The 25,534-nt window shown below is 52.5% G+C and carries 32 protein-coding genes and 1 tRNA gene; 14 read left to right on the forward strand and 19 right to left on the reverse strand.

What is annotated here, in order from left to right; genetic code table 11:
* The first annotated feature begins 9 nt into the window (after positions 1–9).
* The 3 genes from frdC to K8W53_RS21005 all read left to right on the forward strand — a co-directional run bounded on the left by frdC (position 10) and on the right by K8W53_RS21005 (position 1,419).
* Positions 10–405 carry a fumarate reductase subunit FrdC gene (frdC, locus tag K8W53_RS20995; protein ID WP_000208749.1) on the forward strand — a complete coding sequence of 132 codons (396 nt, stop codon included), beginning with the start codon at positions 10–12 and terminating at the stop codon, positions 403–405.
* Positions 406–415: 10 nt separating this feature from the next.
* Positions 416–775, forward strand: coding sequence for a fumarate reductase subunit FrdD (gene frdD, locus K8W53_RS21000; protein WP_000609650.1), 360 nt, complete (start codon positions 416–418; stop codon positions 773–775).
* Between the two features lie 110 nt (positions 776–885).
* Positions 886–1,419, forward strand: coding sequence for a lipocalin family protein (locus K8W53_RS21005; RefSeq protein WP_001221670.1), 534 nt, complete (start codon positions 886–888; stop codon positions 1,417–1,419).
* A 16-nt stretch (positions 1,420–1,435) separates the two neighbouring features.
* On the opposite strand, the gene sugE is transcribed toward K8W53_RS21005, so the two are convergent.
* Positions 1,436–1,753, reverse strand: a complete 318-nt coding sequence (sugE, locus tag K8W53_RS21010) for a quaternary ammonium compound efflux SMR transporter SugE (RefSeq protein WP_000118469.1) — start codon at positions 1,751–1,753, stop codon at positions 1,436–1,438.
* A gap of 256 nt (positions 1,754–2,009) precedes the next feature.
* Between sugE and K8W53_RS21015 the strand changes: the two genes are divergently transcribed.
* Positions 2,010–2,597 carry a helix-turn-helix transcriptional regulator gene (locus tag K8W53_RS21015; RefSeq protein WP_000912959.1) on the forward strand — a complete coding sequence of 196 codons (588 nt, stop codon included), beginning with the start codon at positions 2,010–2,012 and terminating at the stop codon, positions 2,595–2,597.
* 30 nt (positions 2,598–2,627) lie between these two features.
* Here K8W53_RS21015 and ecnB read toward each other — a convergent pair whose 3' ends face one another.
* The 3 genes from ecnB to efp all read right to left on the reverse strand — a co-directional run bounded on the left by ecnB (position 2,628) and on the right by efp (position 3,644).
* On the reverse strand, positions 2,628–2,774 hold the full coding sequence (gene ecnB / locus K8W53_RS21020) for a lipoprotein toxin entericidin B (protein WP_000239598.1): 147 nt from the start codon (positions 2,772–2,774) through the stop codon (positions 2,628–2,630).
* A gap of 107 nt (positions 2,775–2,881) precedes the next feature.
* The gene (locus tag K8W53_RS21025) at positions 2,882–3,016 is read right to left on the reverse strand and encodes an entericidin A/B family lipoprotein (protein ID WP_000977687.1); all 135 of its coding nucleotides are present in this window, start codon (positions 3,014–3,016) and stop codon (positions 2,882–2,884) included.
* 61 nt (positions 3,017–3,077) lie between these two features.
* Entirely contained in the window at positions 3,078–3,644 is a 567-nt protein-coding gene (gene efp / locus K8W53_RS21030) for an elongation factor P (RefSeq protein ID WP_000257282.1), read from the reverse strand.
* Between the two features lie 40 nt (positions 3,645–3,684).
* On the opposite strand from efp, the gene epmB reads away from it, so the two are divergent.
* Together epmB and K8W53_RS21040 are read left to right on the forward strand one after the other, a co-directional pair.
* Positions 3,685–4,713, forward strand: a complete 1,029-nt coding sequence (gene epmB, locus K8W53_RS21035) for an EF-P beta-lysylation protein EpmB (protein WP_000940477.1) — start codon at positions 3,685–3,687, stop codon at positions 4,711–4,713.
* Between the two features lie 281 nt (positions 4,714–4,994).
* Positions 4,995–5,852, forward strand: a complete 858-nt coding sequence (locus tag K8W53_RS21040) for a YjeJ family protein (RefSeq protein ID WP_001229227.1) — start codon at positions 4,995–4,997, stop codon at positions 5,850–5,852.
* A gap of 47 nt (positions 5,853–5,899) precedes the next feature.
* Here K8W53_RS21040 and K8W53_RS21045 read toward each other — a convergent pair whose 3' ends face one another.
* From K8W53_RS21045 to K8W53_RS21055, 3 genes are all read right to left on the reverse strand, one after another.
* Complete coding sequence (locus K8W53_RS21045) at positions 5,900–6,253, reverse strand: DUF4156 domain-containing protein (protein ID WP_000558210.1); 354 nt, start codon at positions 6,251–6,253, stop codon at positions 5,900–5,902.
* Between the two features lie 243 nt (positions 6,254–6,496).
* Positions 6,497–8,143 (reverse strand): chaperonin GroEL, encoded by a 1,647-nt coding sequence (gene groL / locus K8W53_RS21050; RefSeq protein ID WP_000729126.1) that lies wholly within the window; start codon positions 8,141–8,143, stop codon positions 6,497–6,499.
* Between the two features lie 43 nt (positions 8,144–8,186).
* Complete coding sequence (locus K8W53_RS21055) at positions 8,187–8,480, reverse strand: co-chaperone GroES (protein ID WP_000027827.1); 294 nt, start codon at positions 8,478–8,480, stop codon at positions 8,187–8,189.
* Between the two features lie 275 nt (positions 8,481–8,755).
* Between K8W53_RS21055 and yjeH the strand changes: the two genes are divergently transcribed.
* Positions 8,756–9,997, forward strand: a complete 1,242-nt coding sequence (gene yjeH, locus K8W53_RS21060; RefSeq protein ID WP_023216535.1) for an L-methionine/branched-chain amino acid transporter — start codon at positions 8,756–8,758, stop codon at positions 9,995–9,997.
* Between the two features lie 58 nt (positions 9,998–10,055).
* Here the strand turns inward: yjeH and K8W53_RS21065 are convergent, their stop codons facing one another.
* Entirely contained in the window at positions 10,056–10,532 is a 477-nt protein-coding gene (locus K8W53_RS21065) for an FxsA family protein (protein ID WP_001267291.1), read from the reverse strand.
* Between the two features lie 340 nt (positions 10,533–10,872).
* On the opposite strand from K8W53_RS21065, the gene aspA reads away from it, so the two are divergent.
* The 6 genes from aspA (at position 10,873) to K8W53_RS21095 (ending at position 16,675) form a co-directional block, all read left to right on the forward strand.
* A complete protein-coding gene (gene aspA / locus K8W53_RS21070) occupies positions 10,873–12,309 on the forward strand; it encodes an aspartate ammonia-lyase (RefSeq protein WP_000069440.1) in 1,437 nt (478 codons plus the stop codon).
* Between the two features lie 114 nt (positions 12,310–12,423).
* A complete protein-coding gene (gene dcuA, locus K8W53_RS21075) occupies positions 12,424–13,725 on the forward strand; it encodes an anaerobic C4-dicarboxylate transporter DcuA (protein ID WP_000637595.1) in 1,302 nt (433 codons plus the stop codon).
* A gap of 120 nt (positions 13,726–13,845) precedes the next feature.
* Positions 13,846–14,193 (forward strand): divalent cation tolerance protein CutA, encoded by a 348-nt coding sequence (gene cutA, locus K8W53_RS21080; protein WP_000887832.1) that lies wholly within the window; start codon positions 13,846–13,848, stop codon positions 14,191–14,193.
* Entirely contained in the window at positions 14,169–15,872 is a 1,704-nt protein-coding gene (locus K8W53_RS21085; RefSeq protein WP_023224124.1) for a protein-disulfide reductase DsbD, read from the forward strand. Before cutA ends, K8W53_RS21085 begins: the two co-directional genes overlap by 25 nt.
* Positions 15,873–15,908: 36 nt before the next feature.
* Complete coding sequence (locus tag K8W53_RS21090; RefSeq protein WP_001188509.1) at positions 15,909–16,484, forward strand: transcriptional regulator; 576 nt, start codon at positions 15,909–15,911, stop codon at positions 16,482–16,484.
* 115 nt (positions 16,485–16,599) lie between these two features.
* Positions 16,600–16,675: transfer RNA gene (locus K8W53_RS21095), tRNA-Phe, on the forward strand.
* A gap of 79 nt (positions 16,676–16,754) precedes the next feature.
* On the opposite strand, the gene K8W53_RS24070 is transcribed toward K8W53_RS21095, so the two are convergent.
* Positions 16,755–16,814: a hypothetical protein gene (locus tag K8W53_RS24070; RefSeq protein ID WP_077944498.1), complete on the reverse strand. Its 60-nt coding sequence runs from the start codon at positions 16,812–16,814 to the stop codon at positions 16,755–16,757.
* A 571-nt stretch (positions 16,815–17,385) separates the two neighbouring features.
* On the opposite strand from K8W53_RS24070, the gene K8W53_RS21110 reads away from it, so the two are divergent.
* Entirely contained in the window at positions 17,386–18,138 is a 753-nt protein-coding gene (locus tag K8W53_RS21110; RefSeq protein WP_023205271.1) for a non-specific acid phosphatase, read from the forward strand.
* Between the two features lie 146 nt (positions 18,139–18,284).
* Here K8W53_RS21110 and K8W53_RS21115 read toward each other — a convergent pair whose 3' ends face one another.
* The 10 genes from K8W53_RS21115 to K8W53_RS21160 all read right to left on the reverse strand — a co-directional run bounded on the left by K8W53_RS21115 (position 18,285) and on the right by K8W53_RS21160 (position 25,521).
* Entirely contained in the window at positions 18,285–19,133 is an 849-nt protein-coding gene (locus K8W53_RS21115) for an SdiA-regulated domain-containing protein (protein ID WP_023224123.1), read from the reverse strand.
* Positions 19,134–19,417: 284 nt separating this feature from the next.
* On the reverse strand, positions 19,418–19,630 hold the full coding sequence (locus tag K8W53_RS21120) for a FaeA/PapI family transcriptional regulator (RefSeq protein ID WP_000063793.1): 213 nt from the start codon (positions 19,628–19,630) through the stop codon (positions 19,418–19,420).
* A gap of 72 nt (positions 19,631–19,702) precedes the next feature.
* Entirely contained in the window at positions 19,703–20,287 is a 585-nt protein-coding gene (locus tag K8W53_RS21125) for a hypothetical protein (RefSeq protein ID WP_024147934.1), read from the reverse strand.
* Between the two features lie 125 nt (positions 20,288–20,412).
* Positions 20,413–21,126: a hypothetical protein gene (locus K8W53_RS21130; RefSeq protein ID WP_023224122.1), complete on the reverse strand. Its 714-nt coding sequence runs from the start codon at positions 21,124–21,126 to the stop codon at positions 20,413–20,415.
* On the reverse strand, positions 21,126–21,401 hold the full coding sequence (locus tag K8W53_RS21135) for a hypothetical protein (protein ID WP_023205270.1): 276 nt from the start codon (positions 21,399–21,401) through the stop codon (positions 21,126–21,128). Before K8W53_RS21135 ends, K8W53_RS21130 begins: the two co-directional genes overlap by 1 nt.
* A complete protein-coding gene (locus K8W53_RS21140) occupies positions 21,388–22,152 on the reverse strand; it encodes a K88 minor fimbrial subunit faeI (protein ID WP_017441222.1) in 765 nt (254 codons plus the stop codon). The genes K8W53_RS21135 and K8W53_RS21140 overlap by 14 nt, the downstream gene beginning before the upstream one ends.
* A gap of 27 nt (positions 22,153–22,179) precedes the next feature.
* Positions 22,180–22,977 carry a F4 (K88) fimbria minor subunit FaeH gene (gene faeH / locus K8W53_RS21145; RefSeq protein ID WP_017441223.1) on the reverse strand — a complete coding sequence of 266 codons (798 nt, stop codon included), beginning with the start codon at positions 22,975–22,977 and terminating at the stop codon, positions 22,180–22,182.
* A gap of 232 nt (positions 22,978–23,209) precedes the next feature.
* A complete protein-coding gene (locus K8W53_RS21150; protein WP_017441224.1) occupies positions 23,210–23,980 on the reverse strand; it encodes a hypothetical protein in 771 nt (256 codons plus the stop codon).
* A 222-nt stretch (positions 23,981–24,202) separates the two neighbouring features.
* Complete coding sequence (locus K8W53_RS21155; RefSeq protein WP_000709797.1) at positions 24,203–24,694, reverse strand: DUF5462 family protein; 492 nt, start codon at positions 24,692–24,694, stop codon at positions 24,203–24,205.
* Positions 24,695–24,729: 35 nt separating this feature from the next.
* Positions 24,730–25,521, reverse strand: coding sequence for a fimbria/pilus periplasmic chaperone (locus K8W53_RS21160; RefSeq protein WP_024137307.1), 792 nt, complete (start codon positions 25,519–25,521; stop codon positions 24,730–24,732).
* Between the last annotated feature and the right edge of the window lie 13 nt (positions 25,522–25,534).

The following is a 25,534-nucleotide window of genomic DNA, read 5'->3' on the forward strand; positions in this document are numbered from 1 at the left end:
GAGTGCAACATGACGACTAAACGCAAACCCTATGTGCGGCCGATGACGTCCACCTGGTGGAAAAAACTGCCGTTTTATCGCTTTTATATGCTGCGCGAAGGCACAGCGGTGCCGGCAGTCTGGTTCAGTATTGAACTGATTTTCGGTCTGTTTGCGCTCAAACACGGCGCGGAATCCTGGATGGGATTCGTCGGCTTTTTACAAAACCCGGTGGTAGTGATCTTAAACCTGATCACTCTGGCGGCCGCGCTGCTGCACACCAAAACCTGGTTTGAACTGGCGCCGAAGGCGGCCAATATCATTGTAAAAGACGAAAAAATGGGGCCAGAGCCAATCATCAAAGGGCTTTGGGTGGTCACTGCGGTAGTCACCGTAGTCATTCTGTATGTTGCCCTGTTCTGGTAAGGAGTCCCGGATGATTAATCCAAACCCAAAACGTTCTGATGAACCCGTATTCTGGGGACTGTTTGGCGCAGGCGGTATGTGGGGCGCGATCATCGCGCCGGTGATTGTGCTACTGGTTGGCATCATGCTGCCGCTGGGGCTATTTCCGGGCGATGCCCTGAGTTTTGAGCGCGTACTGACGTTCGCCCAAAGCTTTATTGGTCGCGTTTTTCTGTTCCTGATGATCGTGCTGCCGCTATGGTGTGGCCTACACCGTATGCACCACGCGATGCATGACCTGAAAATCCACGTGCCTGCGGGCAAATGGGTCTTCTACGGTCTGGCGGCAATCCTGACCGTTGTGACGGCAATTGGCGTTATCACTCTCTAAGTTGCCACGACGCCCTCTTATCTACCCGATAAGAGGGCGTTTTTTCTTTTCCTGCCTCTCATTTTCCCGCCAGGTTCTACACTTAGAAAAAACACTGGAAGGAAAATTTTATGCGCATTCTGCCCGTCGTTGCTGCAGTTACGGCTGCATTTCTGGTTGTCGCCTGTAGTTCACCTACCCCGCCTAAAGGCGTTACCGTGGTAAATAACTTTGATGCCAAACGTTACCTCGGCACCTGGTATGAGATCGCACGCCTCGATCATCGATTTGAACGTGGGCTGGAACAAGTCACGGCCACCTATAGTCTGCGTGACGATGGCGGGATTAATGTCATCAATAAAGGCTATAACCCGGATCGGGGAATGTGGCAAAAAACAGAAGGCAAAGCGTATTTTACCGGTAGCCCAAACCGCGCCGCGCTCAAGGTCTCTTTTTTCGGCCCATTCTACGGCGGCTATAACGTGATTGCGCTTGACCGGGAATACCGTCATGCGCTGGTGTGCGGCCCGGATCGCGACTATCTGTGGATACTCTCTCGCACGCCAACGCTTTCTGAGGAAATAAAACAGCAAATGCTGGCCGTCGCGACCCGGGAGGGGTTTGACGTCAATAAATTAATTTGGGTAAAACAATCAGGTTCGTAGCAATATCAGCGACGAATTAATGCGCACTGAGTTTTAGCCCAATGATACCCGCGACGATCAAGCCAAGACTGAGCAAACGCGCCGGTGAGGCAGACTCGCCCAGCAGAAGGATACCGGTGATTGCCGCCCCGACGGCGCCGATACCGGTCCAGATGGCGTACGCCGTTCCAACGGGCAGCGTTTTCATTGCCCAGGAAAGTAACGCCATACTGATAACCATGGCCGTAATGGTGATAATACTGGGGGTCAGACGAGAAAAACCGTGGGTATACTTCAGGCCGACAGCCCATACCACTTCAAGTAAACCAGCGATTAATAGAATGATCCAGGACATAGCAGGCTCCAGATAATTAATGGGGCCGTCCCCGGTGAGAATAGCGTTTACAGGTCGTCCTGTAACGTACACGGATGAAAAGCCATTTTTGCCTGAGAGAAAATAAATTTCAACCTTTTTATTTTTTTCCGTCTAAAGGCGGGAATTGGCCCTTTTAAGCCGCGTAGTTTTCGCATTTAGCGCCCACAGGAGTTCTCTATGATGGAACGCCTTCTGGGAAAGAAAGTGCTTTATCTACTTCCGGGTGCAAAAAACTATGTTGAAAATTTTAGTGATAGACCGATGCCACTTTACCCGTACGGGCATGGAGGCCTGGCTTAATCACACTGATGTGCTCAGTTCTTCACTGCTGGTATCCGGGATGAATAACCTTATACTGGCGAAAGAACATATTCTGCAATGGAAGCCCCATCTGGTTATCGCTGATTTATATGGTTTTCTCAACGATGCCTTACCCGAACAGCCTATCAATGCATTTTTTGCCGCCTGCAGGATGACGCCGTTGGTATTATTACAGTCAGGGAATATGCCGTACAGACCGCAATATGCCAGTCATGCGGTGTTATCTAAACACACGCCTTTACATGAGCTTGCACAACGAATTAAAGGAGCGCTATATACTCATCCACTGCAGGAAGCGCCGGAAAGCGCCACGCCATTGCTCTCTCCGCAGGAGGAAAAGGTGCTCGCGATGTGGACGGAAGGCACCAGCAATAAAGAGATTGCGTATGCGCTTGGCATTCACGGGAAAACGGTTTACACCTATAAGCGTAATATCCGTATGAAACTTCATATGGATAACCGGTATTCTCCCTTTCTTATGCTTCCGGAGAAAATCGATTAACGGTACGACGCCATGCCGTACCGTTGATGATTACTGCTGAGCTCTGGTTGCAGCGCCAGAGATCGCACTACCACCGTCCGAGATGTCCTCGCCCACGCCGCGCGTGGTATTACAAGCAGTTAATACAGTGGAAAGTACCAAAACAGAAAAGATCGCTGCAATTGTCTTTTTAACCATAATGTCTTCCTTTTCTAGCCAATGTTGTTTGTGTATAGCAACTTAATAATAGACAACATCCCAGAAAATGACGGGCGATCGACTAATTTTAGGAAGACGAGAAGCGATTAGCTGGCTGCGCGGGAGATGGCGTGGCCAAGATGCTGAATATCTTCGCCGAAGCCGCGGGCGGTATTACATGCCGTTAATAATGTGCTGGTAAGAAGAACCAGCGCGACAAGGCCGATAAAGCGTTTCATCATTGATGGCGCGAAAAATAGGATGGCGCAGCATACGCTGCACCATTTTTCCCGATAACGTAAATTATTTTACGCGGGATACGTATTCGCCGGAACGGGTATCGACTTTGATCACTTCGCCAATCTGCACGAACAGCGGAACTTTAACCACTGCGCCAGTAGACAGCGTGGCTGGTTTGCCGCCAGTACCTGCGGTATCGCCCTTCAGACCTGGGTCGGTATCAACAATTTCCAGTTCAACAAAGTTCGGCGGAGTGACAGAGATAGGCTGACCGTTCCACAGGGTCACGATGCATTCCGCCTGATCCAACAGCCATTTTGCGTTGTCGCCGATAGCCTTGGCATCTGCAGACAGCTGCTCGAAGGTTTCGTTGTTCATGAAATGCCAGAACTCACCGTCGTTGTACAGGTAAGTCAGGTTCATATCGACTACATCCGCGCCTTCTGCGGAATCGGTCGATTTGAAGGTTTTCTCAACGCGCGTGCCGGTCAGCAGACGGCGCAGCTTAACGCGGGCAAACGCCTGGCCTTTACCCGGTTTCACGAATTCACTGGATTCAACCGCATAAGGTTCGCCATCCAACATGATTTTAAGACCGGAACGAAAATCGTTGCTATAGTAAGTCGCCATAAGGCCCTCTGAAATTGTTAACTGGTAGCTAAGCCACAAAATGGCGCATATTGTAACCCTAAATACCCCATTGCGAGAAGATTGGTTAGCGCAACTTGCCGATGTTGTGACCAATCCCGACGAACTGCTGCATCTTTTACAGATTGAAGCTGATGAAAACCTCCGGGCAGGACAGGACGCCAGGCGCTTGTTTGCCCTCCGCGTGCCGCGCGCTTTTATTGCGCGCATGGAGAAGGGCAACCCTGACGATCCTCTTTTACGTCAAGTGCTGACGTCCCGGGATGAATTTATTGTCGCCCCCGGTTTCTCCACCGACCCGCTGGAAGAGCAACACAGCGTGGTGCCAGGATTATTGCATAAATACCAAAACCGGGCGCTATTGCTGGTAAAAGGCGGATGTGCGGTAAATTGCCGCTACTGTTTCCGTCGTCACTTCCCGTATGCGGAGAATCAAGGCAATAAGCGCAACTGGAAAGTCGCGCTGGAGTATATCGCCGCACACCCGGAACTGGATGAGATCATCTTTTCCGGCGGCGATCCGCTGATGGCGAAAGATCATGAGCTGGACTGGCTGCTCACGCAACTGGAAGCCATTAAGCACGTCAAGCGGCTACGCATCCACAGTCGGTTGCCTATCGTCATCCCGGCACGCATTACTGACGAACTGGTCGCCCGCTTTGACCAGTCACGTCTGCAAATTTTGTTGGTGAACCATATCAACCACGCTAATGAAGTGGACGAGGCGTTCTGCCTGGCGATGAAGAAACTGCGCCACGTGGGCGTCACGCTTCTCAACCAGAGCGTCCTGCTGCGTGGCGTGAATGATAACGCGCGAACGCTGGCGAATCTGAGCAACGCGCTATTTGACGCCGGCGTGATGCCCTATTACCTGCATGTGCTGGATAAAGTGCAGGGCGCCGCGCATTTTATGGTCACCGATGACGAAGCCCGGCAAATCATGCGCGAACTGCTCACGCTGGTATCCGGCTATATGGTGCCAAGACTGGCGCGTGAAATCGGCGGCGAACCGAGCAAAACACCGCTGGATTTACAGCTTCGGCAGTGCTAATCCTCGCGGGCGCGTCAGGGACGACGAAAAATATTAGCGCGCAATATTACGAGGAGATTCCCCCGCGATTCTCCTCACCCTCTGGCGAGGATAAACTAACCTTCGTTAAATACACCTTTCCGGTCCTCTCTTTTCAATAAAGTCCGTTTTAGGACTCGCTTAGCGTGTACTGCATTTTCGAATTATACTGGTTCTCCTTTTTATAGGACGGCATAAACAATTTATATATCAAATACATTGCAGTAAAACATTTAATTATTTTATATTTGTGGAGAATTGACATGGCCTTAACGATTAAGGGACTAAATACCGGCGTTATTCGTCACAATGATAAGTTTATCGCGCTGGCGCTTAAGGTGAAGTCACTGAGAAATAAAGAAACACTGCTTTTCTTTCCTGTGCTCGCGCTGCGAGACTTGTTGATCGGCCTTGAACACCGGCTTTATTTACAACACTCGCTTCCGGAACAAGAGCAGGAAAAACGCCAGAAAGCCAAAAGCAGTCATGTGCTTAAAATGCATGAGAATATTCCGGCAATACTCCGTGAAGAGCTGGAAAATGCCGATGTTAATCAGCGTGTTGAATCTTTAGCGTTGAGCGATAATACAGAAAAAGTATTAACCTTTACGTTAAAGCTGCACAATGGTAGCCATCTTGATTTACAGGTCGGTGAGTGGCAGGTTGAAGTTCTGGTGATGGCTATTATTCACGCCATTAATAATGCCGAAATGCGTGAGCTCGCATTGCGTATTTCTTCAATGCTGGACTTTTTACCCTTATACGATGCTGACTGCCTGGAAAACGGTAATATCGAATTCGATACCTATAACCAGCCTGACTGGAAACATAATCTGTATAACCATTATTTAGCGCTCGTTTATCGTTATACGGATGAGGCAGGACAATCGCATGATTGCGGCACCATCATTAAGACCCGCAGTCAGTCAGGCTCTAAAGAAGCTGAAGCAATATCACGCCGCTTGCTGAATTTCAGCCCGCGTCTTAAAAAGCTGGAAGGAAAACCGTGTAAGGTTTTTGTCAGAACGCTTGGAACCGGTAAAGCAGCGCGTCTGACGCAAGATCAATGTATGCGCGCGTTGCATAATCTACGCATGGCGTCATCGCAGGAAAAACGCTAACCATATCGCCCTCTGAATCTTTCAGAGGGCGTTACGATTCAGACATATCAGTTCGGACATTTATAAACCTGGCCGTTCATCTCGCTGGCCGTCGGGACAAAACTGGACAACATGCCCTGCGACGGACTACTTACGCCATACAGCACGTTTCCACCCATCGCGGCCGCCTGATTACGCAGATCGTTCGCTGCGCCACGCATTGAGCCACCCTCTTCGCCGTGCTGGCCTGAAAACCAGTTACTCTGTTTACCGGTTGCCGTACCAATTAGCTGGCATTCCGCGCCTGGCTTATCTTCGACAAAGCGTACATTTTGGCCGGCAGCGGTGAGTTCGTTGCTGGAGCTACAACCCGCCATCAGCAGCGCGGCGCCAACGATCCCTGCTAAATATTTCACGTGCATGTTATTCCCCATAATCAATGAGCTGGACGTTTTGTCCGTATCTGAATCTTATACTAAAAAGATGACTAAAAGAAAAACCCCCGGTCATTTCTGCCCGGGGGTTTCTCAATTCTGGGAGATAAGCACCCAAATCATTCTGGTTGCAGGAAGGCGGCCAGTTTGTTAATCCCCAGTCACTTACTCAAGGAAGTGACTGGGGTTAGCCAACGCATCTGCAGCCTGAAGGATGCAGGGGGTGGGCAATTACATCATGCCGCCCATACCACCCATACCACCCATGCCGCCAGCAGCGCCTAAATCAGGAGCATCGCTTTTCGGCAGGTCGGTCACCATGCACTCGGTAGTGATCATCAGACCAGCCACAGAAGCCGCGTACTGCAGCGCAGAACGGGTAACTTTGGTTGGGTCCAGGATACCCATATCGATCATGTTGCCGTATTCTTCAGTTGCTGCGTTGTAACCGTAGTTACCGTCGCCGCCTTTAACGGTGTTAGCGACAACAGACGGCTCTTCGCCGCAGTTCAGCACGATCTGACGCAGCGGAGCTTCCATTGCGCGCAGCGCAACTTTGATACCCACGTTCTGGTCTTCGTTCTGGCCTTTCAGGTCAGCAATTTTAGAAGCAACGCGGATCAGCGCAACGCCACCACCAGCAACCACGCCTTCTTCTACCGCAGCACGGGTCGCGTGCAGGGCATCTTCAACGCGGGCTTTCTTCTCTTTCATTTCAACTTCGGTCGCAGCGCCAACTTTGATTACCGCAACGCCGCCTGCCAGTTTCGCTACGCGCTCCTGCAGTTTTTCACGATCGTAGTCGGAGGTCGCTTCTTCAATCTGCTGACGGATCTGAGCAACACGGCCCTGGATGGCAGCTTCTTCACCCACGCCATCGATGATGGTGGTGGTGTCTTTGTTGATCACAACGCGTTTCGCCTGACCCAGGTCTTCCAGGGTTGCTTTTTCCAGCTCCATACCGATCTCTTCAGAGATTACGGTACCGCCGGTCAGGGTAGCGATATCCTGCAGCATCGCCTTACGACGATCGCCGAAGCCCGGTGCCTTAACAGCAGCCACTTTCACGATGCCACGCATAGTGTTAACAACCAGGGTAGCCAGCGCTTCGCCTTCAACATCTTCAGCGATGATCAGCAGCGGTTTGCCTGCTTTTGCAACGGCTTCCAGAACCGGCAGCATTTCGCGGATGTTGGAGATTTTCTTATCAGCCAGCAGGATGAACGGGCTTTCCAGCTCTACTGCGCCAGTTTCCGGCTTGTTGATGAAGTAAGGAGACAGGTAGCCGCGGTCAAACTGCATACCTTCAACCACGTCCAGTTCGTCCTGCAGACCGGTACCGTCTTCAACGGTGATGACGCCTTCTTTACCGACTTTATCCATTGCTTCCGCGATCAGTTTACCTACGGTTTCGTCGGAGTTAGCGGAGATAGTACCTACCTGAGCAATCGCTTTGGAGTCGGAGCACGGTACGGACAGGGCTTTCAGCTCTTCAACCGCAGCAGCAACCGCTTTGTCGATACCACGTTTCAGGTCCATCGGGTTCATGCCCGCAGCAACGGCTTTCAGGCCTTCAGTAATGATGGACTGCGCCAGTACGGTCGCGGTGGTGGTGCCGTCGCCTGCAGCGTCGTTCGCTTTAGAGGCAACTTCTTTCACCATCTGCGCGCCCATGTTTTCAAACTTGTCTTCCAGTTCGATTTCACGCGCTACGGAAACACCATCTTTAGTGATAGTCGGCGCACCGAAAGATTTATCCAGAACCACGTTACGGCCTTTCGGACCGAGGGTTACTTTCACTGCATCTGCCAGTACGTTTACGCCGCGCAGCATTTTCACACGAGCGTCGTTACCGAATTTTACGTCTTTAGCTGCCATTTTCTCTTTCCCTTAAATTCGTATGTTCAGTGTCGTTCGCGGATTACGCTTCAACAATTGCCAGAATGTCGCTTTCAGACATGATCAACACTTCTTCATTGTCGATCTTTTCAGATTTCACACCGTAGCCATCGTTAAAAATAACGATGTCGCCAACTTTCACGTCCAGCGGCTGTACAGTACCGTTGTCCAGGATGCGACCCTTACCGACAGCGATGATTTCGCCACGAGTTGATTTACCCGCTGCGGAACCGGTCAGTACGATGCCGCCAGCAGATTTGGACTCAACTTCTTTACGTTTGACGATCACACGATCATGTAACGGACGAATACTCATTGATAGCTCTCCTTTGAGAAAGTCATTATCAGTTATGGGTGACGCCGGCCCGTAAACGGTTTCCCGGCTGGTGACCAGAGAGATGGGGATGGGGTTTTGCCCCTTCAAGGGGGGAGATGAAAAAAAATTCTTCTGAGCGAAAAAAGCGGTAAAAACGCTACTTATCTCACGTTTACCCAAGGTTTAGAACATCCTGCTATAAGAAAAGGCGTGTGTGATACGCTTAAAAATGTCTGTCGTCACCTGACGTTACAATGCCGCCGGATAATGAGCTGATGAATGAACTAAAAAAAGAGCTTGGATTGGTTCAGGGCGTTATCTTGTTAACCACATCATTATTAGGGACTGGCGTTTTTGCGCTTCCGGAGCTGGCTGCGCTGGCGGCAGGCGACATCAGCCTTTGGGCATGGCCGCTGCTCATTATTTTGATTTTCCCTATTGCGATTGTCTTTGCTGTGCTGGGGCGTCATTTTCCACACGCTGGCGGCGTAGCGCATTTTGTCGGGATGGCATTTGGCCCGCGTCTGCAACGAGTGATCAGTTGGCTGTTTTTATCAGTCATTCCTGTTAGTTTTCCCGCAGCCTTGCATATTGCGGTGGGTTTCGGCCAGGCGCTGTTTGGCTGGCAAAGCGAACAGCTCTTATTTGGGGAGCTGGGTACTCTAGGTTTACTATGGTTTATGGGATCGCGCGGCGCCAGCTCCAGCGCCAACCTGCAAGCCATTATCGCTGGATTAATTATCGCGCTTATTGCCGCCATTCTGTGGAAAGGCGCGATTAAACCTGCGGATATCACCTTCCCAGCCGCAAACGAAATCACCTTTTCCCGGCTGTGTACCGCCCTGGCGATCATGTTCTGGGGATTTGTGGGAATTGAGGCTTTTACGCATTTGTCGTCTGAATTTAAAAATCCTGAACGTGATTTTCCGCGCGCATTGATCATTGGCCTGATGCTGGCCGGCGCCATTTATTGGACCTGTACCGCCGTGGTGCTGCATTTTGGCGTCTATAGCGACAAGATAGCGGCAACAGCCTCGCTACCGCTTATTATTGTTCATCTCTTCGGTATCCAGGCGTTGTGGGTAGCCTGCATTATTGGTTATCTCACCTGCTTTGCCAGCCTGAATGTGTATGCTCAGAGTTTTGCGCGTCTGATATGGACGCAAATGCAATATCAGCCCGATCACTATCTGGCTCAACTCTCTCCCGGGCGCCTTCCCTTGCACGCGTTAAACGTTATTCTGGTCTGTTGTTGCGTGAGTTCCCTGGTCGTCTACGCCCTGAAGATTAACCTCAATGCGCTGATCGTCTATGCTAACGGTATTTTTATTATGCTCTATCTGCTTTGTATGCTGGCGGGCTGTCGACTGTTGAAAGGGCGTTGCTATGCACTGGCGGTGACGGGTTGTCTACTGTGCCTGTTATTGCTGGCAATGCTGGGGTGGAAAAGCTTATATGCCATTATCATGCTGGCTGCATTATGGCTATTTTTACCGAAGCGAAAACGCATGGCGTAAGACGCATCCGCTGGCCGGATAGCGCCTCACGCGACTTATCCGACCAACATCTCTACCTTTAATCCCGACGATCGTCTTTATGTTCAATACGATCGCGATCGTCATCTTTACGCTGATACTCGCCGTCAAATGTTTCGCCACCGCCAGTACCCGCGCTAAACCCGCCGCCCGGCATCCGGGAAAAACGTAAATGCGGCAGCAACTTCAGCGTCAAATGTTTTTGCACTGGCGGTAACAAAAGGAGAAGGCCGAGAAAATCGGTGAAAAATCCCGGCAACAGGAGCAGTAAGCCAGCGATGATCAGCGATACACTCTTAATCATTTCTGCCGCCGGGCTCTCACCGGCCGCCATTTTTTGTTGCATCAGCAAAAAGTTTTTAAAACCCTGGTTACGTACCAGCGACATACCGATAACAGACGTAAAAATCACCAGGATTAGCGTCATCAGGACACCAAGCACATGGGCGACCTGGATAAAGATAGAAATCTCAATGTAAACATAGAGAAAGACAGCTAAAAAGGGTATCCAGCGCAAAGGACTCTCCTGTAAGTCATGGCCGTCTGCGACGACCATTTGAATGGGGTTGCGATTCGCATCGATTCGATATGGTGGTGCGTAGCAAAATTTCAAGTGGTTTGTACACCTATTTTAGGTAGTAATACTAAAGCGGTGACCTATTTCACAAAATAATAAATAAGGGGTAAATTCCCACACTTTAAGTGATCCAGATTACGGTAGGAATTCTGAAGCAGCATATGATCTCGTTTATCAGGCCGATGGAGGGGATAATCGTCGGTCAGAAAACATTCGAAATCACATATATCCTGTGTGTTTTAAAGTAAAAATCATTGGCAGCTTGAAAAAGAAGGTTCACATGTCAAACAACATTCGTATCGAAGAAGATCTGTTGGGTACCAGGGAAGTTCCAGCTGAAGCCTACTATGGTGTTCACACTCTGAGAGCGATTGAAAACTTCTACATTAGCAATAACAAAATCAGCGACATCCCTGAATTTGTGCGTGGCATGGTTATGGTAAAAAAAGCGGCGGCGCTGGCCAACAAAGAGCTGCAAACCATTCCTAAGAGTGTGGCGAATGCCATCATTGCCGCATGTGATGAAGTCCTTAACAACGGTAAGTGCATGGACCAGTTCCCGGTAGATGTCTACCAGGGCGGCGCGGGCACTTCCGTCAACATGAATACCAACGAAGTGCTGGCCAACATCGGGCTGGAACTGATGGGTCATCAGAAAGGTGAATATCAGTACCTGAACCCGAACGACCACGTGAATAAATGTCAATCCACTAACGACGCCTATCCGACAGGCTTCCGTGTAGCGGTTTACGCCTCTATCGTCAAACTGATCGATGCCATCAACCAGTTACGTGAAGGTTTCGAACGTAAAGCGGTTGAATTCCAGGACATCCTGAAAATGGGTCGTACCCAGTTGCAGGACGCCGTACCGATGACGCTTGGTCAAGAATTCCGTGCGTTCAGCATCCTGCTGAAAGAAGAAGTGAAAAGCATCGAGCGTACTGCTGAGCTGCTGCTGGAAGTCAACCTTGGCGCAACGGCAATCGGCACCGGTCTGAACACGCCGAAAGAATACTCTCCGCTGGCGGTGAAAAAACTGGCTGAAGTCACTGGTTTCGCCTGTGTTCCGGCGGAAGATCTGATTGAGGCGACATCTGACTGTGGCGCGTATGTTATGGTTCACAGCGCGCTGAAACGTCTGGCAGTGAAGATGTCCAAAATCTGTAACGACCTGCGCTTGCTCTCTTCTGGTCCTCGTGCCGGCCTGAACGAGATCAACCTGCCGGAACTGCAGGCGGGCTCTTCCATCATGCCAGCCAAAGTGAACCCGGTAGTACCGGAAGTCGTAAACCAGGTATGCTTTAAAGTCATCGGTAACGACACCACCGTTACGATGGCGGCGGAAGCCGGTCAGTTGCAGTTGAACGTTATGGAGCCGGTTATCGGTCAGGCGATGTTCGAATCCATCCACATTCTGAGCAACGCGTGCTACAACCTGCTGGAAAAATGCGTTAACGGCATTACCGCGAATAAAGAAGTGTGCGAAGGGTACGTTTATAACTCCATCGGTATCGTCACTTACCTCAACCCGTTCATCGGCCACCACAACGGCGACATCGTCGGTAAAATCTGTGCTGAAACCGGTAAGAGCGTACGTGAAGTTGTGCTGGAGCGCGGCCTGTTAACGGAAGCCGAGCTGGACGATATTTTCTCCGTACAGAACTTGATGCACCCGGCTTATAAAGCTAAACGTTATACTGATGAAAGCGAACAGTAATCGTACAGGGTAGTACCAAAGAGGCACGTCACGATGACGTGCCTTTTTTCTTACAAGAAGTTACCAAATAACAACAATTTAATATCAACTTGTTAAACAACAAGGAAGGCTAATATGATAGTTGTCGAACTTATCATTGTTTTGCTGGCAATCTTTTTGGGCGCCAGACTTGGGGGCATCGGTATTGGATTCGCAGGTGGGCTGGGTGTTCTGGTACTTGCCGCCATCGGCGTGAAGCCAGGGACAATTCCATTCGATGTCATTTCCATCATCATGGCGGTTATCGCCGCGATCTCTGCTATGCAGGTCGCGGGCGGTCTGGATTATTTGGTAAACCAGACAGAAAAACTGCTGCGTAAGAACCCGAAATACATCACTATCCTCGCACCGATTGTGACCTATTTCCTGACTATTTTTGCTGGTACCGGGAACATTTCCCTGGCAACGCTGCCGGTTATTGCTGAAGTCGCGAAGGAGCAGGGAATCAAACCTTGCCGTCCGCTCTCGACCGCCGTGGTATCCGCGCAGATTGCGATTACCGCCTCGCCGATTTCTGCGGCCGTGGTGTATATGTCTTCTGTTATGGAAGGTCATGGCATTAGCTACATTCACCTGCTGTCCGTGGTTATCCCCTCTACGCTGCTGGCGGTGCTGGTGATGTCCTTCCTGGTCACGATGCTGTTCAACTCCAAACTGTCGGACGACCCGATTTACCGCAAGCGTCTGGAAGAAGGGCTGATTGAACTGCGTGGTGAAAAGCAGATTGAAATCAAACCGATGGCAAAAAATTCCGTCTGGCTGTTCCTGCTGGGCGTTATTTGCGTGGTTGTTTATGCGATTGTCAACAGTCCGAGCCTCGGCCTGGTTGAGAAACCGCTGATGAACACCACCAACGCTATTTTGATCATCATGTTGAGCGTCGCAACGCTGACCACCATCCTGTGTAAAGTGGAAACTGACGCCATCCTCAACTCCAGCACCTTTAAAGCAGGGATGAGCGCCTGTATCTGTATTCTGGGCGTGGCGTGGCTGGGCGATACCTTCGTATCCGCTAACATCGACTGGATCAAAGACACTGCGGGTAGCGTCATCCAGGGTCATCCGTGGCTGCTGGCCGTCATCTTCTTCTTTGCTTCCGCGCTGCTCTACTCTCAGGCGGCAACGGCGAAAGCGCTGATGCCGATGGCGCTGGCGCTGAACGTCTCTCCGTTGACGGCAGTCGCTTCCTTCGCCGCCGTTTCCGGCCTGTTCATTTTGCCGACCTACCCGACTCTGGTTGCGGCGGTACAGATGGATGACACCGGTACAACCCGTATCGGTAAATTCGTCTTTAACCACCCGTTCTTCATCCCAGGCACCCTGGGCGTCGTTCTGGCTGTCTGCTTCGGCTTCCTGCTGGGCAGCTTTATGCTGTAAGTGTTTCACCCGCGGGGCGTATCACGCCCCGCATTCTCCCGCCCTTTGACTAACATCCTGCCCTCGTCCGTTGTATAGTGACCGTTCACTTGCGGGTCTTTTTGTTCTTTCGAGGTGTTTATGCTTGATGTTAAGAGTCAGGATATTTCCATCCCCGAGGCCGTTGTGGTGCTTTGTACCGCCCCGGATGAAGCTACCGCCCAGGATCTGGCCGCCAAAGTGCTGGCGGAAAAACTGGCCGCCTGCGCCACCCTCCTCCCCGGCGCGACATCGCTGTACTACTGGGAAGGCAAACTGGAGCAGGAGTATGAAGTTCAAATGATCTTAAAAACCACCGTTTCACATCAGCAAGCGCTTATCGACTGCCTGAAGTCTCATCACCCGTATCAAACGCCTGAACTTCTGGTTTTACCTGTTACTCACGGAGATACTGATTACCTCTCATGGCTCAACGCATCTTTACGCTGATCCTGCTGCTGTGCAGCACATCCGCCTTCGCCGGATTATTCGACGCGCCGGGTCGCTCGCAGTTCGTCCCGGCAGACCGGGCGTTTGTTTTTGATTTTCAGCAAAATCAACACGATCTTACCCTCTCCTGGCAGGTAAAAGAGGGTTACTACCTTTACCGTAAACAAATCAGTATCACGCCGACGAAAGCGGATATCGCCGCAGTCCAACTCCCGGCAGGCGTCTGGCATGAAGATGAGTTCTACGGAAAAAGCGAAATCTACCGTAAGCGGCTAAACGTTCCGGTAACGGTTAACCAGGCGGCGGCTGGCGCGACATTAACGGTAACGTACCAGGGGTGCGCCGATGCGGGATTCTGTTATCCGCCGGAAACGAAAACGGTGCCGCTAAGTGAAGTCGCCGCGGCAATAGACGCCACGCCGACGCCTGCTGTCACCCAGACGAGTGAGACGTCAAAACCCGCCGCCCAGCTACCTTTTTCCGCGCTCTGGGCGCTGCTGATCGGCATAGGCATCGCCTTTACGCCCTGCGTTTTACCCATGTATCCGCTGATTTCCGGTATTGTCCTGGGGGGAAGGCAACGTTTGTCGACGGGGCGCGCACTGCTGCTGGCCTTTATCTATGTACAAGGGATGGCGCTGACCTATACCGCACTGGGTCTGGTCGTCGCCGCGGCGGGATTACAGTTTCAGGCGGCGCTGCAGCACCCTTATGTGTTAATCGGCCTTGCCATCGTGTTCACCCTGCTTGCGTTGTCGATGTTTGGCCTGTTCACACTACAGCTCCCCTCCTCACTGCAAACCCGGCTGACATTAATGAGTAATCGTCAGCAAGGCGGCTCGCCCGGCGGTGTTTTTGTTATGGGGGCGATTGCCGGATTAATTTGCTCGCCCTGTACCACAGCGCCGTTAAGCGCGATCCTGCTTTATATCGCTCAGAGCGGCAACATGTGGCTGGGCGGCGGTACGCTGTATTTGTATGCATTAGGTATGGGTCTGCCGCTAATTCTGGTCACCGTGTTTGGCAACCGTCTGCTACCGAAAAGCGGCCCGTGGATGGCGCATGTCAAAACCGCTTTTGGTTTCGTGATCCTCGCGTTACCGGTCTTTTTACTGGAGCGGATTATTGGCGAGGCTTGGGGTTTACGTCTGTGGTCGCTGCTGGGCGTCGCTTTCTTTGGTTGGGCCTTTATCACCAGCCTTCAGGCCAGACGAGCGTGGATGCGTATCGTACAGATTATCCTGCTGGCGGCAGCGCTCATTAGCGTGCGGCCTCTACAAGATTGGGCGTTCGGATCGCCATCCGCGCAAGCTCCAGCGCACCTCAATTTCACGGCTATTTCTACCGTGGACGAACTCAATCAGGCGCTGGCGCAGGCCAAAGGCAAACCCGTTATGCTGGATTTCTACGCCGACTGGTGCGTGGCCTGTAAAGAGTTTGAAAAGTATACCTTCAGCGATCCGCGGGTCCAGCAGGCGCTCGGCGACACGGTGCTCTTGCAGGCTAACGTCACCGCTAACAATGCGCAGGACGTCGCGCTGTTAAAGCATCTGCAAGTCCTCGGGCTGCCCACCATTCTGTTCTTTGATGCCCAAGGCCAGGAACAGCCGCAAGCGCGAGTCACCGGCTTTATGGACGCCGCCACCTTTAGCGCGCATTTGCACGATCGCCAACCGTGAGCGACACTTGCAAAAGCAAAGACGGAGGAGAATACCGTGCAACGTGAAGATATTCTGGGAGAAGCCCTGAAATTACTGGAGACGCAAGGGATAGCCGACACTACGCTGGAAATGGTGGCGGAGCGCGTAAATCGTCCACTCGACACATTACAGCGTTTCTGGCCAGATAAAGAAGCCATTTTATATGACGCGCTACGTTATTTGAGTCAGCAGGTAGATATCTGGCGACGCCAGCTTCTTCTTGATGAGACGCTTTCTGCTGAACAAAAGCTACTGGCACGCTACAGCGCGCTTTCGGAATGTGTCAGTAATAACCGTTATCCTGGTTGCTTGTTCATTGCCGCCTGTACGTTTTATCCCGACCCAACCCATCCTATTCACCAACTGGCTAATCAACAAAAACGCGCGGCACATGATTTTACCCATGAACTACTGACCACGCTGGAAATTGACGATCCGGCGATGGTTGCAAGGCAGATGGAGCTGGTGCTGGAAGGTTGTCTCAGCCGAATGCTGGTCAACCGCAGTCAGGCTGATGTAGATACCGCTCAGCGGTTGGCGGAAGATATTCTGCGTTTTGCACAGTGCCGTCAGGGTGGAGCGCTCACCTGACGGGTACTGATTTTATGCATTTTGCCTGAAAAGCAGGCAGTCAGCGCGCTTTTATCACTTTTTTCGTGTAAAGCCGTTGACGACCGCGCCCCTTTACGGTTTAATGCGCCCCGTTGCCCGGATAGCTCAGTCGGTAGAGCAGGGGATTGAAAATCCCCGTGTCCTTGGTTCGATTCCGAGTCCGGGCACCACTTATTCAGAAAACCCAGCCTATGGCTGGGTTTTTGCTTTTCTGGGAATGGAAATCCGTAGCTCCCATCTCTGGCCTGACTAGCTATAACGAGAAGGCCAGATTTTCTCTGGCGCAACGCCCAGCGCTTCGTCGCTCAGCTTTTCCCCTTTGGGCCAGGGTCAAAAGCTTACTTAGCTACAGGGAGATTATTACCAGTAATAACGCCTATCACTTCATCTGACGGTTCGCTAACCCCGACAAGTGAATCCAATATCTCCGCCATGAACTTTTTCATCACTGAAAACAATAATCCCTTCGCCAATTTTGGCATTTTTTCTTTTTCGGTTTCTTTATTCTTAAATATTGTTTACGACTCTTGTTCATAATCATAAATTAATACTCAGCACATCATGACTGGTGGTAGTTGTCGGGGTAACAGGGCACATAGTTTAAAATACTTATTCATAGTTTGTTATTACGTAAACATTTTAACCTAATGCGTGTCAGTCAGGCACGCAGATAAAAAACAACCGGGGAGAAAAGTCAAACAAAATGCTGTTAGCAGGAAGTACCAGTATTGTTCTGTTGTCCGCTGCAGTCAGTCCGGTATGGACAGACGATAATGCCAGTACAGCGTCCTGCTTTTTTACCTGTATGTTGAATAACCATTGCAATAAATCATTATAGGATTACATCTGTTTATTATTTCCTGATCCGGAGTGAGTCTTTATGAAAAGTCGTTATTTACTATTTTTTCTACCACTGATCGTAGCTAAATATACATCAGCAGAAACAGTGCAACCCTTTCATTCTCCTGAAGAATCAGTGAACAGTCAGTTCTACTTACCACCACCGCCAGGTAATGATGATCCGGCTTTCCGCTATGATAAGGAGGCTTATTTTAAGGGCTATGCGATAAAGGGTTCCCCACGATGGAAACAAGCTGCTGAGGATGCAGATGTAAGCGTGGAAAATATAGCCAGAATATTCTCGCCAGTAGTGGGTGCTAAAATTAATCCCAAAGATACGCCAGAAACCTGGAATATGTTACAGAATCTTCTGAAAATGGGCGGCTACTACGCTACTGCTTCGGCAAAAAAATATTATATGCGTACTCGTCCCTTTGTCTTATTTAATCATTCTACCTGCCGTCCTGAAGATGAGGATACTTTGCGAAAAGATGGCTCTTACCCTTCCGGGCATACTGCTTATGGTACACTTCTGGCATTAGTATTATCCCAGGCCAGACCGGAACGCGCGCAGGAGCTCGCCAGACGAGGATGGGAGTTCGGGCAAAGCAGAGTGATATGCGGTGCTCACTGGCAAAGCGATGTTGATGCTGGCCGTTATGTGGGAGCAGTAGAGTTTGCAAGGCTGCAAACAATCCCGGCTTTTCAGAAGTCACTGGCAAAAGTCCGTGAGGAGCTGAACGACAAAAATAATTTATTGAGTAAAGAAGAACGCCCCGAACTTAATTACTGAAGGTGAAAGTCTTCCCGCAAACTGGCCACAGCAAATGAAAGGAAGTGCAACTGCGTAGGGGCGACCGGGCGTGGAGAATGCCTTTGGTTTCCCCGATTCGCATGAATTCAACGCCCCCTTCCCCCGTTTGCAGTCCGTCCAGACCGTCATGACGTCGTTGTCCGGCTGAAGCGGTAAAACCGGTCTGGCTCACTGACTATCCACAGCGAATTCCGGCCATCAGAAGCTATCCCCTCCGCCTGTGGAATGTCCCGCTCCAGACCACTGTGTCCCCGGCGCAGCGGCATCACCCTCCAGCCGCCCTCGGAGTCTGACACCATTACCAGGGCTGATTCATGGGAAAGCACATACAGCCGCCTGTTTTTCCTGTCGTAATGCAGGCCGGAGATATCCTTCAGGAACCACGGCAGGGACAACCAGTGCGTCAGTGAATCACTGACCGACAGAGAGTCATGGCTGTGGTCCGTTTCTAAAAAACGAAGCGGTTTCTTTTCCTGCGCCACTATCAGGGCATTCTCTCCCCGTCCACGGGCAAGGCCTTCAAAACCGGCATTGTCGCTTTTTCTGTCCACATCCAGGGTCAGGGTGTATAACGTCGGCGGCAGGACAGACGTGTTCCTGCCAATGTGGTGGGTGGTGAGCATCCGTTCCCGCTCCCGGGACAGGACATAGCGGTTCCGGCCGAGGTACTCAATGGCCTCAAAATCATGGTCGCCATCCGATGGTATCACCCGCAGCACGTTCCCGTCCGTGTCCAGCTCCACCACCGACGACGGATGGTCGGTCACGGCAAACAGCGTTCCGCTGTCCGGGTTCCACGTCAGGCCGGAGAGACCGCCCTGTATACCGGGAATGTCTTTTTCTGTCGCAAGCTGCCACTGCGTTTCCTCCGGGTACCAGGTTTCCGGAAAATACAGTGTGGCCGCACCGGCCACCATCAGAAGAGCGCCAGCCAGCAGTGCCGGTTTTTGTTTAAGTAAACGTCTCAGAGTCATGGTTCCGGATGTTCAGTTCATCGCATTACATGCAGTCAATGACAAACCAGAGTACTGACCGGCAGCAGTAAAATCATATTCCCGTAAGGCCTGTCATGCGGCCCCGGATTATATTCATTCAATATTCAGTAACAGAAATACTGATACAAAAAACACCAGTGACATCATGACGACAAAAGAAATACAGATGTAATAAATCACCTTCAGAAAGTTCATCAGTCAGTTACCGCAATATCTGTTCCGGCCACTTGTTCTCTCCATGCCCCTGTTTTACCGGATATCCGTCAGACCAGCCGCCATCGGCCGGACACGCCTTTACCTGCATTCATTTTCTCCACCACGCCGGCGTCCTCAAGCGTAACCAGATAAGCCCTGGCCTGGTATATTGTCAGCCCGGCCGCATCCGCAATACTCCGGGTTCTGACCGGTATATTTATCCTGCCGTTTGCCTGTGACTGCATAAAAGACAGAATTTTGTCGCAAGCGTCATTACTCATTTTGTTCTCCTGTGACTACGGGGAAGCAATGCTGTCCCGGAAGCTGAAATACCTGCCCCGGGTCTTCACATATCAGAACCGTTGTCCGGTCTCATCTGTAATCACCCCGGGTAACAGGCCGCTCGTGCACAGTACATGCAGGTTCTCCACGCCTGCATACTCCACCAGGCAGGCGCGGAGGTAATAATCCTTGCGTGATGCCGCCTTCAGTGAGGCATTCCTGGTTATGGCCGTACACAGGGATATCAGAGTCCGCTTTCGCAAGTCAGTCAGTTCACCTGAGCTTTCCGGCCCGGCACTTCCCTTAAGCGCCTGACGCAGCATGTCACGCAGCCGGAGGAGGCTGTCCCGGCCACTGATAACCTGCGCAGTTCCTCTCAGGAGTCGCATTTCCTGCAGCCGCGAAGGTACCAGAACAACCATGGGAACCGGACTGGCCGCGTGCAGCATTCTGATGCCCTGCAGATGCCGTCCCCAGCCGGCCAGCGGCTCCGCACTCAGTGCCACCAGGGCCAGGTCATATGCCCCGGGAGGTGACATCTCCGGTCGCACCACGGCATATCCCATACCGGCAAGCAGATGTGACAGCCCCAGCAGTTCATATTCACAGTTCCCCGTCAGCAGTATGCGTTTCCGACGGGACATGGCATTTTCCATTTATCCTGCCCCCGCTAACTTAACGCCGGGCTTATCAGCCCTGCCAGCATGGCTGCCAGTCCCACAAGAACCAGCAGATAAACCGTGACCAGTACACGTACAGATATTTTCATTACGATCCCTGCTCAGAAATAGTTCACTACCGGCGTCAGGTTGCCCTGCCAGCGCGTCACGGGCTCCTCCGCACCGGGAAAACGAACCCGGATACCCTCCAGGGATGTCACCCGGGCCCCGGCAATTTGATTTTTTGTGCCGTTATCCGGCAGGAAACTGCCGGGCATTACCGTAAAGGCGTCCGGCCGGGTCTTCAGACCCGAGTAAGACGGGTTCCACCGGTAATCTCTTACCTGCCACAGCAGGCGTTTTATCTCCTGTGCCGCATCCGGCGTGACGTTGCCGCTGACCACGCTCCAGCCCTTCTCTGCGGTGGTACTGTCCTGCCAGGCCAGTACATGGCTGGCAGTAAAGGTAATTTCGCCATACCGCACCTGCCCCTTCGCCAGTTTGCCCCGGGCCTCAAGGCGGACGACGCCATGTCCGGCATGCAGCAGGCTTACCGACGGCTGCAGCCCGGGACGGGCTGATGTCAGGGTCGTGGTATACCCTTTAAGAATGTAATAACGTCTCCCCGGACGGCTTTCACTCACCATGCCCTCCTGCCGGCTCATCTCCAGCGGGACGGGCTGCCACTGCCAGGCCGTATCCCGGATATACAGTGTGCCGCTGAGTTCAGTCACGCCCACGGCCATGCCTTCCTGCCAGTGGGCCTGTACGACTGTCAGCGGCTGGCTGCTCACGGATGCGGATGCCAGCATCAGCAACAGATAATAGTTTTTCATTACACTTCTCCCCCGGTTACCTTTCCTGCGGAACTGTCAAAAAAAGAGCGGCCACCGGCCTCATATAAAGCAGCAGAAAACTCAGACAGCGACATTCTGGTCATGAATGTCGTGCCTTCCCCGAATACCAGCCTGACCCGGCCGTTATGTTCCTGCGCCTGCCGGATATCCCGGACACTCACAAAGAAAAACACGCCGTCAGCCCGCTCCAGCCCCACAAAAACGGCGGGGTCCGGAACGGGTGACCGGGGGCCTGCAGCCTTACCGGTATTCAATGCTCACCGCCAGGGAGGTGTGCCAGCGGGACGGTACCGCCCCCTTAAAACGCAGCTCACCGCTGTCCGCCACCGTCTGTGCGCCGTATACCCCGTCAACCTGGCGCAGGGCGGCGTCACTGAACCGGCTCAGTCCGGACACGCTGCTGACCGTCATCTCCCGGAGCCAGACCGGGCCTTCACTGTCAAACAGGGTCTGCAGCACACCCGGCGTCTGCCCTGCCGGCATCACCTGCGTCTGTGGCGGCAAGCCGTTGCCCTGCAGGTCGCCATACAGCCCGGCATACTCCGCCCGGTCCCCCAGGACATGGCGCAGCACACCCGCCGCCTGCATCCGGAAGGTGAATGTCCCGGTACGGACATTTCCCTCCCCCGTCACAGGCAGTGTCACCGATGCCATACCCGGTGCCGTCCACGTCAGTGCAAAACCCTCGGTTTCCTTACCGTACGTCACCTGCGGCGCAAGCCCCTCCCGGCCGGCCGGGGTGGTCAGGATAGTTTTTCCCAGCAGGACCGTCATGGCCGGCAGGGGAACCGGTATTACCTGCTCCCCACTGCGCAGGACAGAGACAGCTTTCGTGTTTATCTGTGTGTTCCCTTCCCCGACCTTCCAGACCCAGGGATTACGGGTGCTGGTCACCGGCCCGCCCAGCTTCAGCTCTCCGCTGAAGTCTTCCCCCGGCGTGTTCCACGCCAGCACACAGGACGGCAGCAGACTGGCGGCCAGCAGTAAAATCGTCATTCGTTTCATTGTGTTCTTCCTCTCCCTGCCCGTTCTTTACTGGACCGTCACCGTCACACTCAGCCCGGCCTGCCACTGCGCCGGCGTGTTTTCTGTCGGCAGGCGCAGCTCAAAATCCGAGACGGCGGACGCATAGGCCGCCGCCAGCCGGGTCACCCGGCCGTCAGCCAGCACGCCCTGACTGATAACCTGACCGTTATCTGCCGTGCTCATTCCGTTACCGAAGCCCCGGTTCAGCATCAGCAGGGAAGGCAGACGGCTTTTGAGCCACTGCGGCAGGGTGCCGGCCTGCACACCGCTCACGCTCTGCCCGTTTACGAGCGACATGCCTGCCGGCAGAACCGCCCCGTCTTCCTGGTGTCCGGCGCTGACGGCCATTCCCTGGTCAAGGGTGAAAGAAAGCTGTCCCGCCACGTGACCGTTCTCCGGGTTACGTACCGGGACAGAGGCGCGGAAGTGTTGCGCCGTCGTGCTGCCGCCATCCGTCACGGAAAACGGCTGCCCGTTACTGCTGAAGGAGATAAAAGGGGTGAAGCCGGGACCACCGCGCTCTGCCACCTCATACAGATGGCCTTCCAGAAACGGCAGGGAGCCCTTGCCGCGTAAATCAAAAACCAGTTGTCCGTTCGCTGTACGGGCATCAGCGGTATCCACCGCCCATGTCTGGTCAGGGGAGCCCACCTGCCAGGTCCATTTCGGAGCCTCGTCAGTGACCAGACCGTGAAACTGTATTTCCCCGCCGTCAAGAATTCCGGCCCGGGGTGCTGCGGAATAAAACAGGGCCAGCGCGGCCAGGGCGGAAATAATAGATTTATAATGATGCGTTATTTTCATCGTTATTCACTCTGTTTTATCCGTTGGTCATAATTAATAAACAACGAGCATTCAGACAAGCTGAAAATAATAAACCCGGCACCGGCGTACGCGGACATTTCCTGGCTGACAGAGAAGCAGGAAATAACTATGCCGGAATACCGGGTTTATTACCGGTGAGCGGCCGTAAAGCAGAACACCGTTTTTAATAATCAGGCAAATTACTTTCTGTTATGCCTGACAACCTGATGTATTATTGATAGGTAACCGTAGCAGGCAAACCAATTTTCCATTTAAATGAAGCATCGGCACTAACGGGAGCATTCATGGTCATTTTAACTATACTATTTTTAGCAATTACAGAACCATAATAGGAAGAGAATTTCCAGTCAGATTCACTAAATGTCTCTGACCAAGTATTTCCCATTGAGCCACCTTCGGGGATAACAAAGTTCTTTGTAATATCAGGCCACCCCTCAAAAATGACACTGCGAACATCCGCAACACTACTAGGTGCTGTTGGAAGACCACCGAAGTACCCCTGCCCCTCATTTGCAGCCAGCAACCTCTGATAAGGACGGCTACCATCAAGCTTGGCTGCGGCCACGATTCCCTGAGCAGTTAAAGGGAAAACAGCCTTACCTATTACCTGTCCCGCTTCGTTCCGTACTGCTGCTGAAGCTGTTACAGAACTATTATTCCAGTCATCACCGATCCAGCCATACTTAATAGTTGGAACAATGCCAGCCCGACCTGTAAACTGCGCAGTAGAGCGAATGGCCAGGATAGGGAGGGTTTTTGGAACAGTAATCTCAAGTTTTGTGTCATTTTTCTGAACTTGACCGTTAAGGTTTGTGACAGCAGCACCGACTGCAGTTTCCCACGGAGTCGCTTTCGTCACTGGTGTCAGTGACCCGCCAATCTCAACCTGACCACCGCCGCCGTTTGCTGTCCACGCAGCCATAGCCGAGCCGGATACCACTGCAGATGCAGCCACTGCCAGTGCAATCAGTGTTTTTTTCATGAATTTATTCCTTTCAGTTTTATAAAACAATTAAAGAACTATTTTGTTATTAAATAGTAATTCCGTCTGTTACCCGGTCTTACCGCAAAGCCATCCCCTGCCACCTTATTCAGGTGGCATCACTGAGATATTTATCCCTGTAATACAGAATGGCTTTACGTTATTGCCGTAAATAACTGTGCGTCATTCACTCAGGTAATTCGTGGTGCCCTGCCGTTCTTTTTAACCGGCGCTGATACCTTCCACTTCCACCGGCACCTGCACATTCCCCCGGTAGTTCGCCGGTACCTCCAGCTCCGCCGGCGCGTCACTTCTCAGCTCCACCTGCCGGATTGCCGCCGGCACCGTGATAACCACATCCTCTCCCCGCTGGCTGGCCGAGAGGGCCGCCCGCTGCCCGTCCACCATCAGGGTGGTCTTCAGCGTGAGCCGTGCGTCCCGGCCGTCTCCCAGTGTCCGTTTCACCGTGATATACGCCATGTTTCCGGATGCCGGGCGACTTTCGGCATTACGGATGACCAGCGTCTCCGGCAGCGGACCGTTGCTCTCCGTCCGGTACAGCACCGGGTCCGCCGGGGTGCGCGTCACCTTCACCACGCTGTTGCCCACCACCTGACCGTTCACCACGCCCAGGTACTGCGTCTTCTCGCTGTAATCCGCCGCCAGGACCGGCAGGGCGCTGAAGAGGGCCACCGCCATCAGTGCTTTTTTCATCATGGTTTCTCTTTATTCCGCAGGACCGGAAAGGGTTATTTTTTACCTGCTTTATCAGACGAATTAACCGCCGTATCAGATGTCTTCTGCCTGGGAGAAGTCGCCGTTTTTTTCTGGTTGATGGTCCAGGTCTGCAGCTCGCCGTAATCGTTCAGGGAATCCACCTTCACCACATTCCCCTTCACCTGCACCTCATCCCCCGGCATAAACATCAGCAGTTTCTGAGCAGTGTCGTTGTCCACCGCAACTTTTTTACCGTTCGCATCCAGCAGGCTGCCGATGGCGTAGATATACGGCGTGGTGTTGACCAGCATCGTCCGCCCGTCCGGACGGACCTGCAGGCTGATGCCTTCCTCGGCGCCTTTACGGTCCTTCAGCAGCGCCTCCGGGCGGTAGAACAGCTTCAGCTTCGTGCGCAGGGCAATGGCAATTCCGCTGCCCTTCAGCGCCGGCGGAATATCCTGCAGGTTCAGCCAGTACACTGACTCTTTATCCTTCGGCAGGTGGTCAGAGGCCATGATGATACGCAGCGTCTGCTGCCCCTGCGGTTTCACCTTAAAGAAGGAGGGCGTCACCACAAACGTCGGGCGGGTGTCTTTCTCCACAATATTGTCCACCCACGCCTGGCCGCCGAAAGTACGCTCCTTGTCATTGTTGGTCACCGTGATGGTCAGCGCGTCCTTGTCGCCGCGAAAAATATAGCGGGTCTGGTCCGCCGCCAGGGAAGCCAGCGCACTCTGGCTCGCCATCATCAGGGCCAGGGTCATTCCCAGCGCCTTCGTCACTCTGTTACGGAAAAAAGAACGCATTTTCTGGGTCTGTTTCATCGTCATCATTGTC

Origin of the sequence: Salmonella sp. A29-2 (assembly GCF_020150755.1) — a bacterium.
GTDB lineage: Bacteria > Pseudomonadota > Gammaproteobacteria > Enterobacterales > Enterobacteriaceae > Salmonella > Salmonella enterica.